This is a genomic window from Burkholderia sp. Se-20378 (genome assembly GCF_017104665.1).
GTDB lineage: Bacteria > Pseudomonadota > Gammaproteobacteria > Burkholderiales > Burkholderiaceae > Burkholderia > Burkholderia lata.
Map to the genome: position 1 here is coordinate 1 of NZ_JAAGPG010000158.1, position 16,445 is coordinate 16,445.

General features: G+C 65.2%; 17 protein-coding genes. 7 read left to right on the forward strand and 10 right to left on the reverse strand.

Translation table 11 applies throughout. The features are described from left to right. The 7 genes from G3N93_RS18130 to G3N93_RS18160 form a co-directional block, all read left to right on the forward strand. On the forward strand, positions 1–805 hold an 805-nt coding region (locus G3N93_RS18130; RefSeq protein ID WP_206133643.1), incomplete at its 5' end, for an inner membrane protein YpjD. A gap of 13 nt (positions 806–818) precedes the next feature. Next, positions 819–1,136, forward strand: a complete 318-nt coding sequence (locus tag G3N93_RS18135; RefSeq protein WP_174939074.1) for a PP0621 family protein — start codon at positions 819–821, stop codon at positions 1,134–1,136. Further along, positions 1,133–1,723 (forward strand): 1,6-anhydro-N-acetylmuramyl-L-alanine amidase AmpD, encoded by a 591-nt coding sequence (ampD, locus tag G3N93_RS18140; RefSeq protein ID WP_206133644.1) that lies wholly within the window; start codon positions 1,133–1,135, stop codon positions 1,721–1,723. The genes G3N93_RS18135 and ampD overlap by 4 nt, the downstream gene beginning before the upstream one ends. A 462-nt stretch (positions 1,724–2,185) precedes the next feature. Beyond that, positions 2,186–5,182 carry a ribonucleoside-diphosphate reductase subunit alpha gene (locus G3N93_RS18145; protein WP_174943748.1) on the forward strand — a complete coding sequence of 999 codons (2,997 nt, stop codon included), beginning with the start codon at positions 2,186–2,188 and terminating at the stop codon, positions 5,180–5,182. 365 nt (positions 5,183–5,547) lie between these two features. Then, complete coding sequence (locus tag G3N93_RS18150; RefSeq protein ID WP_174943750.1) at positions 5,548–6,759, forward strand: ribonucleotide-diphosphate reductase subunit beta; 1,212 nt, start codon at positions 5,548–5,550, stop codon at positions 6,757–6,759. 82 nt (positions 6,760–6,841) lie between these two features. Next, entirely contained in the window at positions 6,842–7,168 is a 327-nt protein-coding gene (locus G3N93_RS18155; protein WP_081436571.1) for a hypothetical protein, read from the forward strand. A 28-nt stretch (positions 7,169–7,196) separates the two neighbouring features. Next, positions 7,197–7,886 (forward strand): histone H1-like DNA-binding protein, encoded by a 690-nt coding sequence (locus G3N93_RS18160; protein WP_174939081.1) that lies wholly within the window; start codon positions 7,197–7,199, stop codon positions 7,884–7,886. 242 nt (positions 7,887–8,128) lie between these two features. On the opposite strand, the gene G3N93_RS18165 is transcribed toward G3N93_RS18160, so the two are convergent. The 10 genes from G3N93_RS18165 to G3N93_RS18210 all read right to left on the reverse strand — a co-directional run bounded on the left by G3N93_RS18165 (position 8,129) and on the right by G3N93_RS18210 (position 16,359). After that, positions 8,129–8,602 carry a glycine zipper 2TM domain-containing protein gene (locus tag G3N93_RS18165; protein ID WP_011350873.1) on the reverse strand — a complete coding sequence of 158 codons (474 nt, stop codon included), beginning with the start codon at positions 8,600–8,602 and terminating at the stop codon, positions 8,129–8,131. Between the two features lie 19 nt (positions 8,603–8,621). Beyond that, positions 8,622–9,560, reverse strand: a complete 939-nt coding sequence (locus tag G3N93_RS18170; RefSeq protein ID WP_011350874.1) for a carbohydrate kinase family protein — start codon at positions 9,558–9,560, stop codon at positions 8,622–8,624. Between the two features lie 85 nt (positions 9,561–9,645). After that, positions 9,646–10,149, reverse strand: coding sequence for a thiol peroxidase (gene tpx, locus G3N93_RS18175; RefSeq protein ID WP_011350875.1), 504 nt, complete (start codon positions 10,147–10,149; stop codon positions 9,646–9,648). A gap of 73 nt (positions 10,150–10,222) precedes the next feature. Beyond that, positions 10,223–11,566, reverse strand: a complete 1,344-nt coding sequence (locus G3N93_RS18180; protein ID WP_206133645.1) for a zinc-ribbon and DUF3426 domain-containing protein — start codon at positions 11,564–11,566, stop codon at positions 10,223–10,225. A 45-nt stretch (positions 11,567–11,611) separates the two neighbouring features. After that, on the reverse strand, positions 11,612–12,514 hold the full coding sequence (gene prmA / locus G3N93_RS18185; protein WP_089472119.1) for a 50S ribosomal protein L11 methyltransferase: 903 nt from the start codon (positions 12,512–12,514) through the stop codon (positions 11,612–11,614). 2 nt (positions 12,515–12,516) lie between these two features. Then, the gene (gene accC / locus G3N93_RS18190; protein ID WP_021161890.1) at positions 12,517–13,884 is read right to left on the reverse strand and encodes an acetyl-CoA carboxylase biotin carboxylase subunit; all 1,368 of its coding nucleotides are present in this window, start codon (positions 13,882–13,884) and stop codon (positions 12,517–12,519) included. An 84-nt stretch (positions 13,885–13,968) separates the two neighbouring features. Next, a complete protein-coding gene (accB, locus tag G3N93_RS18195; protein ID WP_174939085.1) occupies positions 13,969–14,442 on the reverse strand; it encodes an acetyl-CoA carboxylase biotin carboxyl carrier protein in 474 nt (157 codons plus the stop codon). A gap of 66 nt (positions 14,443–14,508) precedes the next feature. Continuing rightward, positions 14,509–14,961, reverse strand: coding sequence for a type II 3-dehydroquinate dehydratase (gene aroQ, locus G3N93_RS18200; RefSeq protein ID WP_011350880.1), 453 nt, complete (start codon positions 14,959–14,961; stop codon positions 14,509–14,511). 194 nt (positions 14,962–15,155) lie between these two features. Continuing rightward, complete coding sequence (locus tag G3N93_RS18205; protein WP_174939462.1) at positions 15,156–15,707, reverse strand: TlpA disulfide reductase family protein; 552 nt, start codon at positions 15,705–15,707, stop codon at positions 15,156–15,158. Between the two features lie 7 nt (positions 15,708–15,714). Further along, positions 15,715–16,359, reverse strand: coding sequence for a UDP-N-acetylmuramate--alanine ligase (locus G3N93_RS18210; RefSeq protein WP_174934160.1), 645 nt, complete (start codon positions 16,357–16,359; stop codon positions 15,715–15,717). Positions 16,360–16,445 lie beyond the last annotated feature (86 nt).

Below are 16,445 nucleotides of genomic sequence, written 5' to 3' on the forward strand. Positions count from 1 at the left end.
GCTCGTCGCGAGCGTGCCGGCCGTGCCGGTTCCCGCGTCCGCCGCGTCCGGGATGAGCGGGGCCGGCCGCGGGCTGCTGTTCGCCGCGCTGGTCGCGCACGGCGTGCTGCTCCACATGACGATCTTTCCGAACGACGCGATGGTGTTCGGCTTCGCGTTCGCGCTGTCCGCGATGTTCTGGCTCGGCGCCGGCATCTACTGGATCGAGAGCTTCTTCTTCCCGCTCGACAGCCTGCGCCTGCTGGTATTGCCGCTCGCGTGCGGCGCGTCGCTGCTGCCGCTCGTGTTCGGCGGCGTGCGGGTGCTTCCATATGCCGCAGCGCCGCTGTTCAAGCTGCATTTCCTGATCGCGAACATCGCATATGGCCTGTTCGCGATCGCGGCGCTGCACGCGATCCTGATGCTGATGGTCGAGCGGCGCCTGCAGTCGCTGAGGAGCGGCGGGCGCGACGGCTCGACGGGCTGGATCGCGAGCTGGCTTGAGACGCTGCCGCCGCTGCTCACGCTCGAGAAGCTGCTGTTCCGCCTGATCGGCGCCGGCTTCGTGCTGCTCACGCTGACGCTCGCGTCGGGCATCCTGTTCAGCGAGCAGGTCGACGCGCGCGCGCTGCGGCTCGACCACAAGACGGTATTCGCGATCCTGTCGTGGCTGATGTTCGGCGGCCTGCTGGTTGCCCGCAAGACGTCCGGCTGGCGTGGCCGTGGTGCCGCGCGCTGGGTGCTCGTGTCGTTCGCCGCGCTGCTGCTCGCGTATGTCGGCAGCCGGTTCGTTTTCGAGGTGCTGCTGCACCGTTCCGTGGTTTGAACGCAGGTTTCCGATGCGACAGATTCTTCTCCTGATTCTTCTCTTCTTCGCGGGTTCGTGGATTGCGCGCAAGCTGCGCCAGGCCCAGGAGCAAGCGCAGGCGCGCACTGGCCGCGGAGCCGGTTACGACGGTGCGCCCGGCGCCGGCGGCGCGGGTGCGGCACGCCCGAACGGCGACGTGCGGTCGCTGCCAGAGCCGATGGTGCGCTGCGCCGAATGCGGCGTGCATGCGCCGAAGGGCGACGCTGTCGCCGCGGGCGGCGAATACTTCTGCAGTGCCGAGCACGCGCAGCGCCACGCCGCACGGTCGAGTGGTCGCGACGCAAGATGAGCGACGCGCTGCTGCTGTCGGTCGACGCGAACGGCTGGGTGCGCGAAGCGCGCCATGCGCCGTCGCCGAACTTCGAGGTGCGGCCTGCGGGCGCGGTGCCGACGCTCGTGGTCGTCCACAACATCAGCCTGCCGCCCGGCGAATTCGGCGGCGATGCGATCGAGGCGCTGTTCCTGAACCGCCTCGACTGCGATGCGCACCCTTATTACCAGAGCCACCTGCGCGACGTGCGCGTGTCCGCGCACTTCCTGATCCGCCGCAGCGGCGAGCTCGTGCAGTTCGTGTCGTGCGACGAGCGCGCATGGCACGCGGGCTCGTCCGAGTTCTTCGGCCGGCCGCGCTGCAACGACTTCTCGATCGGCATCGAGCTCGAAGGCGCGGACGACGTGCCGTTCGACGACGCGCAGTATGCGATGCTCGCCGCGCTCTCTCGCGCGCTCGCGGCACGCTACCCAGTCGACGCATTTGCGGGGCACTCGGACGTCGCGCCGGGCCGCAAGACCGACCCGGGCCCGCATTTCAATTGGCAACGCTTCGCGAGCGATGCCGGGTTTTCCGCCGAATACTTTCCTTTCCGTCAGCACTGATCGCGGGTTTTTTGAGGGCGCGAAATTTTTTTTTCCGACCAATGCCTTGTCACGTCTGAGCCTGCGCGGGGCGGGGGTGATGTCAATACCTTCAGCGCAAATTATCCATTTTGACGTCCTCCGAATGTCCACTATACTTGGTGCCAGTTGAGTAGTTCTGTACTAGATATAGTGTGTGTCGCAGGGGAAACCCGAGCGGCACCGGCCGGCGGGCAACGCCGGTGGACAGGGTTCTCAGGGCGGCGCGTCAGGCCGGGTGGTCCGGGCGTCGCGATCAGCGCAGCGAATTTCGACGGGGCAGGGTACACATGACGAAGCACACGACCGGATCGGTTGTCGCGCATCGACCGAACCGGCTTCCCCGGCGCATCGCTCGCCTCTTACCGCTCGCGCACCGCGTTGCGCAGCGTTCGTTTTAATCCGCGGTTCTCTCCGCACCATCCAACACCAGGAGCTTTGCACATGCAAACCACCGACAACGCGACGTCCCAGTACGAGAGCGCCTCGAGCCGTCCGCTCGGCGGGACCGAACAGGGCGCGAAGGCGCTCGCGCCGCAGGCCACGTTCGCCGACTACAAGGTGATCCGCCGTAACGGCAGCGTCGTATCGTTCGAACCTTCGAAGATCGCGATCGCGGTGACCAAGGCTTTCCTGGCCGTCAATGGCGGGCAGGGCGCGGCATCGGCACGCGTGCGCGAGCAGGTCGAGCAACTGACGCAGAACGTCGTGCGCGCGCTCGTGCGCAGCCGCCCGAACGGCGGTACGTTCCATATCGAAGACATCCAGGACCAGGTCGAACTCGCGCTGATGCGCGGCGGCGAGCACAACGTCGCGCGTGCGTACGTGCTGTATCGCGAGAAGCGTCACCTCGAGCGCCAGCACGCGGGCGAGGAAGCAGCGGCAGCGGGCGGCGAGGCGAGCACCGGCATCAACGTCGTCGACAACGGCGTCACGCGTCCGCTCGATCTGAACGCGCTGCGCGCGCTGATCGCGTCGGCATGCGACGGCCTCGGCGCTGCGGTTAACCCTGATCCGATCGTCGCCGAAACGGTGAAGAACCTGTACGACGGCGTGCCGATGAGCCAGGTCTACGACTCGGCAATCCTGGCTGCGCGCACGATGATCGAGAAGGATCCGGCATACAGCCAGGTCACGTCCCGCATCCTGCTGCACACGATCCGTCGCGAGATCCTCGGCGAGGAAGTGGTCCAGGCCGAGATGTCGACCCGTTACGCGGAATACTTCCCGCAGTTCCTGAAGCGCGGCGTCGACGCCGGCCTGCTCGACGACAAGCTGCTGCAGTTCGACCTGAAGCGCCTCGGCGAAGCACTCGACGCGAACCGCGACCTGCAGTTCGGCTACCTCGGCCTGCAGACGCTGTACGACCGCTACTTCCTGCACGTCGAAGGCGCCCGCATCGAAATGCCGCAGGCATTCTTCATGCGCGTCGCGATGGGCCTGTCGCTGAACGAGATCGACCGCGAAACGCGTGCGATCGAGTTCTACAACGTGCTGTCCAGCTTCGACTTCATGAGCTCGACGCCGACGCTGTTCAACTCGGGCACGCACCGCTCGCAGCTGTCGTCGTGCTACCTGACGACGGTCGCGGACGATCTCGACGGCATCTATGAAGCGCTGAAGGAAAACGCGCTGCTGTCGAAGTTCGCCGGCGGCCTGGGCAACGACTGGACGCGCGTGCGTGCACTCGGCTCGCATATCAAGGGCACGAACGGCAAGTCGCAAGGCGTGGTCCCGTTCCTGAAGGTCGTCAACGACACGGCTGTCGCGGTCAACCAGGGTGGCAAGCGCAAGGGCGCGGTCTGCGCGTACCTCGAATCGTGGCACCTCGACATCGAGGAGTTCCTGGAGCTGCGCAAGAACACGGGCGACGATCGACGCCGTACGCACGACATGAACACGGCGAACTGGATTCCCGACCTGTTCATGAAGCGTGTGATGGAAGGTGGCGACTGGACGCTGTTCTCGCCGTCGACCTGCCCGGATCTCCACGACAAGTTCGGCGCGGAATTCGAGGCGGCTTACACGGCTTACGAAGACAAGGTCGCCCGCGGCGAGATCAAGCTGTTCAAGAAGATCCCGGCGGCGCAGCTGTGGCGCAAGATGCTCGGCATGCTGTTCGAGACGGGCCACCCGTGGATCACGTTCAAGGATCCGTGCAACATCCGCTCGCCGCAGCAGCACGTCGGCGTCGTCCACTCGTCGAACCTGTGCACGGAAATCACGCTGAACACGAGCGACACCGAAATCGCGGTGTGCAACCTCGGCTCGGTGAACCTCGTCGCCCACCTGGTGAAGCAGGCCGACGGCAGCTACGCGCTCGACCACGAGAAGCTGAAGCGCACGGTCAGCGTCGCGATGCGCATGCTCGACAACGTGATCGACATCAACTACTACGCGGTGCCGAAGGCGCGTAACTCGAACCTGAAGCACCGCCCGGTCGGCATGGGCATCATGGGCTTCCAGGACTGCCTGCACCTGCTGCGCACGCCGTACGCGTCGCAAGCGGCGGTCGAGTTCGCCGATCGTTCGATGGAAGCGGTCTGCTACTACGCGTACCACGCGTCGACCGAGCTGGCTGAAGAACGCGGCCGCTACTCGAGCTACCGCGGCTCGCTGTGGGATCGCGGCATCCTCCCGCAGGACACGCTGAAGCTGCTGACGGAAGCGCGCGGCGGCTACGTCGAGGTCGATACCTCCGAATCGCTCGACTGGACGTCGCTGCGTTCGCGGATCGCTACGCACGGCATGCGCAACTCGAACTGCGTCGCGATCGCGCCGACGGCGACGATCTCGAACATCATCGGCGTGTCGGCCTGTATCGAGCCGACCTTCCAGAACCTGTACGTGAAGTCGAACCTGTCGGGCGAATTCACGGTGGTGAACGAGTACCTGGTGCGCGACCTGAAGGAACGCGGCCTGTGGGACGAAGTGATGGTTGCCGACCTGAAGTACTTCGACGGCATGCTGTCGCGCATCGACCGCATCCCGGCCGACCTGCGCGCGATCTACGCGACCGCGTTCGAAGTCGACCCGACGTGGCTGGTCGAAGCGGCATCGCGTCGCCAGAAGTGGATCGACCAGGCGCAGTCGCTGAACATCTACATGGGCGGCGCGTCGGGCAAGAAGCTCGACGAGGTCTACAAGCTCGCATGGCTGCGCGGCCTGAAGACGACCTACTACCTCCGCACGATGGCGGCGACGCACGTCGAGAAGTCGACGGTCGCACACGGCGCGCTGAACGCCGTGCCGACGAGCGGTGGTTCGAGCAGCGGCGGCGCGCAAGGCGCGGCCGGCGGCTTCGGTGCGGCAGGCGGCGCAGCATCGTCGTCGGGCGCAGTCGACGCGGCACCGGCACTCGCACCGGTCGAGGCAGATGGTCCGGTGTGCACGATGCGTCCGGGCGATCCTGGCTTCGACGAATGCGAAGCGTGCCAGTAACGCAGTGCGCCTGACCTGAGAAGCAGGTCAGCGCGGCGCACACGACAATCGATCGAGGTTGAAGTGTGCGCCGCTCTCAACTAAAAAAATGATAAGGAATCTGTAACGCGGCACCTGCGTTGCAGGCAGTGACAAGCGATCGAAACATCCCCGACGACGTCGCGTTTCGATCAGCGTTCGATGCGTCGAGCGCACCTCGCGATACACGCGCGACACACGTCGCGCTCTGCATGAACGACGATGCGTTGCTCAAAGTGTTGTATCGAGGTCGCAACGCGAATCGAAAAAAGGATTTTTCGTGAGCGAACCCTTTTATCGCTCAGGAAAAGATGGTACAAACCGTTCTAAATTGATGGTGAGAATTTATGCTCAACTGGGATGAAGAGAAGACTGCCGTAACTCCCGCGAGCGGAGCGCAGCAAAACGCGATGCGCACCTCCGCAGGAACGGCTGTCGGACTGCAGGCTGCAACGCCTGCCGCCCATCAGGTCCGCGACATTTTCGAAGGCGATCTTGCGGTGCCGCCGCAAGCATCGGCTGTTCCCGCCGGCGGTTCGGAAGCGCGGGTCAATGTCGCCGACAAGCGCATCATCAACGGCCAGACTGACGTCAATCAGCTGGTGCCGTTCAAGTACAAGTGGGCGTGGGAAAAGTATCTGGCCGGTTGCGCGAACCACTGGATGCCGCAGGAAATCAACATGTCCCGCGACATCGCTCTGTGGAAGGACCCGAACGGTCTGACCGAGGACGAGCGCCGCATCGTGAAGCGCAACCTCGGCTTTTTCGTGACGGCCGATTCGCTCGCGGCGAACAACATCGTGCTCGGCACGTACCGCCACATCACGGCGCCCGAGTGCCGGCAGTTCCTGCTGCGCCAGGCGTTCGAAGAGGCGATCCACACGCACGCGTACCAATACATTGTCGAATCGCTCGGTCTCGACGAAGGCGAGATCTTCAACGCGTACCACGAGGTCACGTCGATCCGCGCGAAGGACGAATTCCTGATCCCGTTCATCCACACGCTGACGGATCCGGCCTTCAAGACCGGCACGCTCGATGCGGATCAGAAGCTGCTGAAGTCGCTGATCGTGTTCGCCTGCATCATGGAAGGCCTGTTCTTCTATGTCGGGTTCACGCAGATCCTCGCGCTCGGCCGCCAGAACAAGATGACGGGTGCTGCAGAGCAATATCAGTACATCCTGCGCGACGAGTCGATGCACTGCAACTTCGGCATCGACCTGATCAACCAGATCAAGCTCGAGAATCCGCATCTCTGGACCGCCGAATTCCGCGCCGAGATCCGCGAGCTGTTCAAGCAGGCTGTCGAACTCGAATACCGCTACGCCGAAGACACGATGCCGCGCGGCGTGCTGGGTTTGAACGCGTCGATGTTCAAGAGCTATCTGCGCTTCATCAGCAACCGCCGTTGCCAGCAGATCGGCCTCGACCCGCTGTATCCGAACGAGGAAAACCCGTTCCCGTGGATGAGCGAGATGATCGACCTGAAGAAGGAACGCAACTTCTTCGAGACGCGTGTGATCGAGTATCAGACGGGTGGCGCGCTGTCCTGGGAATAACCCGCAGCAGCGAACCCGTCACATGATGGAGCAGCCGGCGGCCTCTCGGCCCCGGCCCAAGGTTTAGGAGCAAGAACGCCTGATGCAAAGCATGCCCGGTGCCTTAACGGCACGACGACACGACAGGCACTTTGCGAACCCTTCAGTGGGATGGGCAAACTTCCCTCCGGAAAAAGCGGACAGCCGTGTGGCGGTCCGCTTGATCAAGCGATTAGGGGTAGCGGCGCGAGGTGCGCCGGCTACCGACTTGATTTGGCGCGCGAGGCCGGGTGGTCACGCGCGCCATACCGTATTCATTAGCGTAAGCGCGTGGTATCCGCGTACGCCGATGAATAGCCCGCTTCGAAGCGCACGTCCTGAACAGCGTCCGCGGGAAGCGGGTTTTGACGAAGGGTGTAGTTTGAACTGACTCTCATCTGAACCTGAAGGAGAACAACATGGCACTTGCCAAGAAGAAACCGGCTGCAAAGAAGGCCGCAGTGAAGAAGGTCGCTGCGAAGAAGGCTGCTGCGCCGGCGAAGAAGGCCGCTGCGGTGAAGAAGGTTGCTGCCAAGAAGGTCGCGGTGAAGAAGGTTGCCGCGAAGAAGGCAGCACCGGCGAAGAAGGCAGCAGTGAAGAAGGTTGCTGCTAAGAAGGTCGCAACGAAGAAGGTTGCAGCCAAGAAGGTCGCAGTGAAGAAGGTTGCTGCGAAGAAGGCAGCACCGGCGAAGAAGGCCGCAGCGAAGAAGGTTGCAGCCAAGAAGGTCGCAGTGAAGAAGGTTGCTGCGAAGAAGGCCGCACCGGCCAAGAAGGCTGCTGCGAAGAAGGCCGCGCCGGCGAAGAAGGCTGCTGCCAAGAAGGCTGCGCCTGCGAAGAAGGCTGCCGCGAAGAAGGCTGCGCCTGCTGCGAAGAAGGCTGCCCCTGCGAAGAAGGCCGCTGCTCCCGCGAAGAAGGCTGCCGCTGCTGCTCCGGCTCCGGCGAAGAAGGCCGCGGCTCCGAAGAAGGCTGCTGCTCCGAAGAAGGCCGTCGTGAAGAAGGCTGCACCGGCAACGACCGCGTCGACCGCATCGGTTGCGCCGGCGTCGGGCGTGAAGACCGCGCTCAACCCGGCAGCGGCATGGCCGTTCCCGACCGGCAGCCGTCCGTAATCGAGGCTGACCTGCACCACCCGGACACTCACGTGGTGTCCGTGGGTTGAGTAGCGCTACTCAATCAGTCCCGCCATCTGGCTCAGGTGGCGGGATTTTTTTCGTCCGTCTTTGCCGATCTGCCGGGTGCCCGTACGCCGGTTGCCCGTATGCCGGCTGCGGCGAGTACGGACGAAAAAAAACGCATGTGCAGCTTCGCACATGCGTTCGACCGCGGCTTGCGCCGCGAGCTGAGGTACCTGTTAGTGCGTGACGCGCGTGACGCCGCCGCTCGACAGCAGTCGCACGCGCTCGCCGGCGCGGAACGCTTCGCCGCTTGCCGCCTGCGTGATCGAGCGCAGATCGCCGTTGTCGAGGCGCACGGTGATTTCGACACCGTTCGCCGTGCTGAGGTTTTCGCCGACCGCGTTGCCCGCGACCGCGCCGACGAGACCGCCGGCGATCGCGGTCAGGATCGACCCCTTGCCGCCGCCGATCGCGCTGCCTGCTACCGCGCCGAGTGCGCCACCGCCGATCGTGCCGATCGCGCTGCCGCCGCCGTCGGACTGGATGCGCACCGCACGGACGCTTTCAACCGTGCCCATGCGGACCGTCTGTTCGCGCTGCGCCTGGCCGACGCTATAGACATCCGCCGAACCGGGTGCGGTGAAGCAACCGGTGAGCGTCAGCGAGGCCGTCAGCATGGCCGCGAGCGTGAGGGTCTTTTTCGTCAACATCTTTGCTCTCCCACAAAATTCATTTGAGACTGTAACCGAATGCAGTCTCGAAGCGCGCGTCGATCTCGGCGCGCGTCAGTACGTAAGTCTGGGGCCCCTGGTGGGCGATCTTGATCGAGCCCATCAGGCTCGCGAGGCGGCCCGTGGTTGCCCAGTCGAGGCCATGTTCGATGCCGTACAGCAGGCCACCCCGGAAGGCGTCGCCACAGCCGGTCGGATCGGAGATACGCTCGGCCGGCACGACAGGAATCAGCTCCGTGCCCTGCTTGTGGCGGATGGTCGCGCCGTGCTCGCCACGCGTAATGACGAGCGCGTCGACCCGGCTGGCGATTTCATCTTCGGACCATCCCGTCTTGTCGCTCACCAGCTTGGCCTCGTAGTCGTTGACCGCCACATAGGTCGCAAGTTCAATGCTGCGGCGCAGCGTCGCACCGTCGAACAGCGGCAGGCCCTGGCCCGGATCGAACACGAACGGCACGCCGGCCTTCGCGAGTTCTTCGACGTGCTGCACCATCCCGTCGAAGCCGTCGGGGCCGACGATCGCGAGCTTGATGCCCGGCGCGTCGCCTGCGTGGTTCAGGTGCGACTGCATCATCGCGCCCGGGTGGAACGCCGTGATCTGGTTGTTGTCGAGATCGGTCGTGATCATCGCCTGCGCCGTATACGTATCGGGCAGCACGCGAACGTGATCGCGGCGCAAGCCGAGCTGGTCGAGCCGGTCCAGATACGACTGAGCGTCGAGCGCACCCACCGTCCCCATGATCCGCGCATCGCCGCCGAGCAGGTGCAGCGCGTACGCGATGTTGCCCGCGCAGCCGCCGAATTCGCGGCGCATCGTCGGCACGAGGAAGCTCAGGTTGATGAGGTGCACCTGGTCGGGCAGGATGTGCTCGCGAAACCGCCCTTCGAAGGTCATGATGGAATCGTAGGCGATCGAGCCGCAAATCAACGTAGCCAAGGTGTGCGTTCCTGTAGAAATGAGGGACCCTGCGCGACAACGCCGCGCGAAAGGCGCGGCGCGGCAGGGGAAAGCGAAAGAAAGCTTACTTCAGTGCGGCGAGCGCTGCATCGTAGTTCGGCTCGTCCTTGATTTCGCCGACGAGTTCCGCGTGGATCACCTTGTCCTGCGCGTCGAGCACGACGACCGCACGTGCGGTCAGGCCGTTCAGCGGGCCGCTCGTCACGTCGACGCCGTACGCGTTCGCGAACGCGCGGCCGGTGCGGAACGTCGAAGCCGTCACGACATTCTCGAGGCCTTCGGTCGTGCAGAAGCGCGTAGCAGCGAACGGCAGGTCGGCGGACACGACGACGACGACCGTGTTATCGAGCGACGATGCGGCTTCGTTGAACTTGCGGGTCGACGTCGCGCAGGTCGGCGTGTCGAGGCTCGGGACGATGTTCAGCACCTTGCGCTTGCCGGCGAAGCTGGCGAGCGACAGGTCGGCGAGGTCCTTGCCGACCAGCTTGAAATCGGCGCCTTGTGCGCCGACGGCCGGGAACGTGCCGGCGAGATCGATCGGGTTGCCACCCAGCGTAACTTTGCTCATGTTCGTGCTCCGAAATAGCGCGCCGCTCGGGCGCGCGGGTTGAGACGGGCGCGCATGTGCGCGCCGCGACGCGTCACGGATAGAAAATCTGGACGCGGAAATTCGAGGCGGGCGTGCCGTTCGTTTCGACGCGGACGACCATCGTCTGTGTCGTGCCGGGCGGCAGCCCGGCGTCGATCGGCGTGCCCGGGCGCACGTAGTCGCGCGGCGCGAGTACGCGGCGCACGGTCACGTGGTTGGTGTCGTCGAGCAGCGTCAGCTCGAGCGACGGATAGGCAAGTGCGACACGGTAGCGGTTCGTCAGCGGCACCTTCAGCTCGAGCTCGCGCGGGCCGTCGAGCTGGCGCAGGTCGGTCGCGTCGAGCCGCAGGCCGTCGATCGCGCGCGGCGGCGCGACCTTGCAGCCGAGCGGCGCGCAGGCCTGCCGGAACCAGCCCTGCGTGACGGGCCAGTAGATCATCACCGTTTCGCGCTGCCACCATGCGAGTTGCGCGACGAGCAGCACGGCGAGCACGGCGGCGACGAGGCCACCGAAAAAACCGCCGAGCATGCCGCGTCGCTGCGGCGCGCGCGTCTCGCGCGTGACGGCGAAATGCGGACGATCGTCGTCGGTCAGCGCAGCGGGGAATGGTGCGGCCGGCGCGTTGGTGGCCGCGACTGGCGTCTCGTCGTGCCGTGTGGTGTCAGTGCGGGTGTCGGGCTCGGCCCCGGCTTCGGTGACGGCCCGCGCAGGAGCGAACGCAAAACGCGGTTCGCGCGGCGCGCGTTCGTCGTCCGGCACGGCGAAGTGCGCGGTGCCGACGGGTTCGGCGGCATCGAGAGCGGCCTCTGCGTCCGACGGAAGGTGAGCGACGAAGCGGGGCTCACGCGGGTCGCGCTCGACGGGCGTGGCCGATGGTTCGGTATCCTGCGGCGTTTGCGTCTGCGGCGATTCGGCCGGTTGCTCGACGGCAGCGGAAGTGTCCAGCTCGGCCGGAGAGGGCGGGAACGGTGCGGGCGTACCCGACAGGTGAACGACGCCGGCTTCGATGGACGGAAGGGCGAGCGGGATCAGCGGCTCGGTGCGCACGGTCTGCACGCTGTGCTGCAGCGACGGGTCGACGCCGGCATCGAGCCACGGGGCCCACATGTCCCAGCCTTCCGGCTTGTAATCGGTGTCGGAAGGTGACCCGGCCGGCGCTTCGGCAGTGAACAGCCGAGGCGGGGCCGGATGATGCGCATCGCCATCATCCGGCGCGGCAGCCGGTTCGGTCAGGGCCGGCTCGGGCTGCTGCGCGTGCTCGGGAACGAGCGACTCGGATGCGTTGAAGACTTCGTGGCAATGCCCGCAGCGCACGAGCCCTTGATGCAGCGAGAGCTGTTCCTGCTGCAGCCGGAAGACGGTTTCGCAATGAGGGCAGCGCGTCGCAAGAAGCATGTCGAGCCGGGCGGCCTGCTGGCCAGAGTGAAGGACAGCGCTATTCTAATGGCTTTCGCGTCGGGTTCCGGCGAGGCATACCCAACCTTCGTGCTCACGCCAGACCGAGATGTCGACGTAGCGTGCGTAGACGGCCGCGACCTCGTCCGCCTGGCGCGCGAGCACGCCCGACAGCGCGATGCGCCCGCCCGGCTTGACCTTCGATGCGAGCATCGACGCCATCAGCTTCAGCGGATTCGACAGGATGTTCGCGACGACGATGTCGAATTCGCCGTCCGGGCACGCATCGGGCAGCCCGTACGTGACTTCCGCACGGTTGCGTTCGCTGTTCTGCCGCGCCGATTCGACTGCCTGCGGATCGATGTCGATGCCGATGACGGGGTTCGCCCCGCATTTCTTCGCGAGGATCGCGAGAATGCCCGAGCCGCAGCCGTAGTCGAGCACTGACTGGCCGGGCTTCACCGACTGCTCGAGCCATTCCATGCACAGGCGCGTGGTCGGGTGGCTGCCGGTGCCGAATGCGAGGCCCGGATCGAGTTCGAGGATAAGCGCATCGGGATCGGGTGCATCGTGCCACGACGGCACGACCCAGATCCGCTCGCCGATCGGGATCGGCTCGAACTGCGATTGCGTGAGCCGCACCCAGTCCTGTTCCTCGACTTCGCGGACGGTGAACGCGGGCGTCTCGGCGACGCCGATTTCGTTCGCGGCCGCCGCGAGCAGCACGGCCGGCTCATGGTCGGCCGCGAGCAGCGCGACCACGCGCGAGTGCTGCCACGCGGTGCGGTCGGGCACGAGGCCCGGCTCGCCGAAGAGCGGCTGTTCGTCGGGCGTGTCGGCGTCGGCGTCTTCCACGGACACCGACAGCGCGCCGAGTTCGAGCAGCGCGTCGGACAGCGCCTCCGCATGCTCACGGGCCAGTTCGACGACGAGTTCGCGATAGCTCATGCTTACGCTTCTTCCGGTGCGACCTGCTGCTTCTGGGCGAGCCGGTTCTCGAGGTAGTGGATGCTGGTGCCGCCTTCGACGAACTTCGAATCGATCATCAGCTCGCGGTGCAGCGGGATGTTGGTCTGGATGCCTTCGACGACCATTTCCGACAGCGCGATGCGCATCCGGCTGATTGCCTGCTCGCGCGTCGCGCCGTAGGTGATCAGCTTGCCGATCATCGAATCATAGTTCGGCGGCACGAAATAGCCATTGTAGGCGTGCGAATCGACGCGCACGCCAGGGCCGCCGGGCGTATGCCACGACGTGATCCGGCCCGGCGACGGCGTGAACTTGAACGGATCTTCCGCGTTGATCCGGCATTCGATCGCATGTCCGCGGAACTGGATGTCGCGCTGGCGCAGCGTGAGCTTCTCGCCGGCCGCGATGCGGATCTGTTCCTGCACGATGTCGACGCCCGTGATCAGCTCCGATACCGGGTGCTCGACCTGCACGCGCGTGTTCATCTCGATGAAGTAGAACTCGCCGTTTTCGTACAGGAATTCGAACGTGCCCGCGCCGAGGTAGCCCATCTTCTTGCAGGCGTCCGCGCAGCGGTCGCCGATGCGGTCGATCAGGCGGCGCGGAATGCCGGGCGCCGGCGCTTCCTCGATCACCTTCTGGTGGCGGCGCTGCATCGAGCAATCGCGCTCGCCGAGCCAGATCGCGTTCTTGTACGCGTCGGACAGCACCTGGATTTCGATGTGGCGCGGGTTCTCGAGGAACTTCTCCATGTACACCTGCGGGTTGCCGAACGCACGGCCGGCTTCCTCGCGGGTCATGTTGACCGCGTTGACGAGCGCGGCCTCGGTGTGCACGACGCGCATCCCGCGCCCGCCACCGCCGCCTGCCGCCTTGATGATGACCGGATAGCCGATCGCGCGCGCAATCTTGACGATCTCTTTCGGATCGTCGGGCAACGCGCCTTCCGAGCCCGGCACGCACGGCACGCCGGTCTTGATCATCGTCTGCTTCGCGGTGACCTTGTCACCCATCATGCGGATCGTTTCCGGGCGCGGGCCGATGAACGTGAAGCCCGACTGCTCGACGCGTTCCGCGAAATCGGCGTTCTCCGACAGGAAGCCGTAGCCGGGGTGGATCGCCTCGGCATCGGTGACTTCCGCGGCGCTGATCAGCGCCGGCATGTTCAGGTAGCTCAGGTTCGACGGGGCCGGGCCGATACAGACGGCTTCGTCCGCGAGTCGCACGTACTTGGCTTCCTTGTCGGCTTCCGAGTAGACGACCACCGTCTTGACGCCGAGCTCGCGGCACGCACGCTGGATGCGCAGCGCGATTTCACCGCGGTTGGCAATGAGGATTTTTTCAAACATAGCGAGTATTCGTCTCTTCGAGGGGCGCGCGAACGGCGCCTGGCGGGCATCGGCGGCGCGCGGCCCGCAGGCCGCGCGGCGGACTTAGCCGATCACGAAAAGCGGCTGGCCGTATTCGACGGCCTGGCCGTTCTCGACGAGGATTTCCTTGATCACGCCGGCCTTGTCCGACTCGATCTCGTTGAGCAGCTTCATCGCTTCGATGATGCAGATCGTCTGGCCTTCCTTGACCGTGTCGCCCACCTGGACGAACGGGTCCGCGCCCGGCGACGGTGCGCGATAGAACGTGCCGACCATCGGCGACGTCACGACGTGGCCTTGCGGGACAGCCGGAGCGGCTGCGCCGCCTGCGGCCGACGCGGCAGCGCCTTCGGTCGGCAGCGCGGCCGACGGAGCAGGCGCGCTGACTTGCGGGACATACCCAGCCGTCGGCTGCACGTAGACCGGCGGCGCGTTCTTGACGATGCGCACCTTGCCTTCGCCTTCCGTCACTTCCAGCTCGGAGATGCCGGATTCGGAAACGAGGTCGATCAGAGTTTTCAGCTTACGAAGATCCATCGGGAATTCCCCTTTCAATACGTAAAAGCGCCGGTTAGGGGCCGGCGCTGAATCTAGATCGCGAAATCAGCCGCGCGACGTGCCTTGCAGCTTGTCCAGCGCGTACTCGAGCGCGTACAGATAACCTTTCCAGCCGAGCCCGCAGATCACGCCTTCGGCCTGGTCGGAAAAGTAGGAGTGGTGCCTGAACGCTTCGCGGCGATGCACGTTCGACAAGTGAACCTCGACGAACGGGATGCCAACGCCGGCGATTGCGTCCCGGATCGCGACGCTCGTGTGCGTATACGCGGCCGGATTGATCAGGATGAAATCGGTCTGTTCCTCCCGCGCGGCCTGAATGCGGTCGACCAGTGCACCTTCATGGTTGCTCTGGAACGACGACAGCTCGGCGCCGGCTTCCCGGGCGCGCGCGGCAAGCGCCTGATCGATCTGCGCGAGCGTGACGCGGCCGTACACCTCCGGTTCCCGGGTGCCGAGAAGGTTCAGGTTAGGGCCGTGCAGCACCAGCAATCGTGTCATGGTCGCTTCTATTTCTGCGGAATTGCGCGAACTTTAGCGCTATTTAGAGAAATTTGTCTAGTTTTGCCGAACGGCCAAGCGCGCCGGACCTGCAAGAATTACCGGCAAGCAGGCAAAGTATCGGCGAATTCACGCGAAATTGCGGCGATCCACGGGCAAATCGCCGCCAACGTGCGGGCCGCCGTTCGGGCAGGTTACAGCGCGTCGAGCGTCTTTTTCAGCTCGGCCGGTTGGATTTGTCCCAATTTTGTCTCGCGAATCTTGCCGGTTTCGTCGATGACGACCGTAAACGGCAACGCGCCGGCGGTATTTCCGAAATTGCGGGCCAGATCGGCGCCCGCATATCCGCTGATGAATACCGGATAGTCGACCTTCACCTTCTGCAGAAAGTTCTTCACGTTCTGTTCGGAATCGACGCCGATCCCGATGAAACGGATGCCCTTCTGTTTGTACTGATGCGACAGTGCGACGAGCTCCGGCATCTCCTCGACGCACGGGCCGCACCATGACGCCCAGAAATTGACGACGACCTTCTGGCCCTTGAAGGCGGACAGCGTGGCCGGCTTGCCGTCGGTGCCCGTCAGCGACGCGGCCCACAACTGTTCGACCGGGCTGCCGTGTGCGGCGGTCGCGGCAACGGCGACGCCGTCGTCGGCAGTGCCGCGGAACCAATGGCCGGCGGCGAGCCCGCCGGCAACGGCGGCGGCCGCGACGACCGCGAGCGCCAACATGCGTTTCATTATCATCGTTGAATCATTCCGGTTCGGAAGGGGCCTTGCCTGCTTCGACGAGCGCGCGCAGCGCGGCGGCATCCGCACGGGCGACCCGGCCGCGCGCGTCGGCCTTGACCGCGCCGCGCAGGTCGTCGCTCGCATAAAGCGCGAGGTGGATGCCGATCGCGTCCACATCGCGCCGCGGGCGCCACAGGAAACTGAGCGTCTCGACGTCGGCGCGGCCCGCGAAGTGCCGCGTCTCCGATACGTCGTACTGGACGTTCTGGTTCAGCAGGTAGATCGCGACGTCCTTCGGGTTGTCGGTGAATGCCTGCAAATGGATATCCGAATGCGCGTTCGCGGTGCCGTTCAGCACGGCACCCGTCACATAAGGATGGAACTCGGCGAGCCGGCGCATCCAGTCGAGTGCGATTTCGCGCAGGCGGCGCAGTTCGTCCGGCTGCGTGTCGCTCTGGAACAGGGCGAGGTACTCGCGCAGTTCTTCCTCGATCAGGTCGTTATCCGGCAGCCATTCGCCGGCAACGCGCGTATCGCCCAGCAACTGGCGCGCGGCCTTGCGTTTTGCGCCGGCATAGTCCAGGCCGTCCTCCGCGATCAGGCGGGCGGCGGACTGGGCGATTTCCTCGCGGACGCGCCGCGGGTCGAGAAGGGTTTTGCGAGACATGATCCGGCAATCATACTCGATCGCCGCAGGGGCCGAGCGCGGGTGCGGCGGCCTGCCGCCCGGCGCGCCGGCGCCGTTCGCGCGCA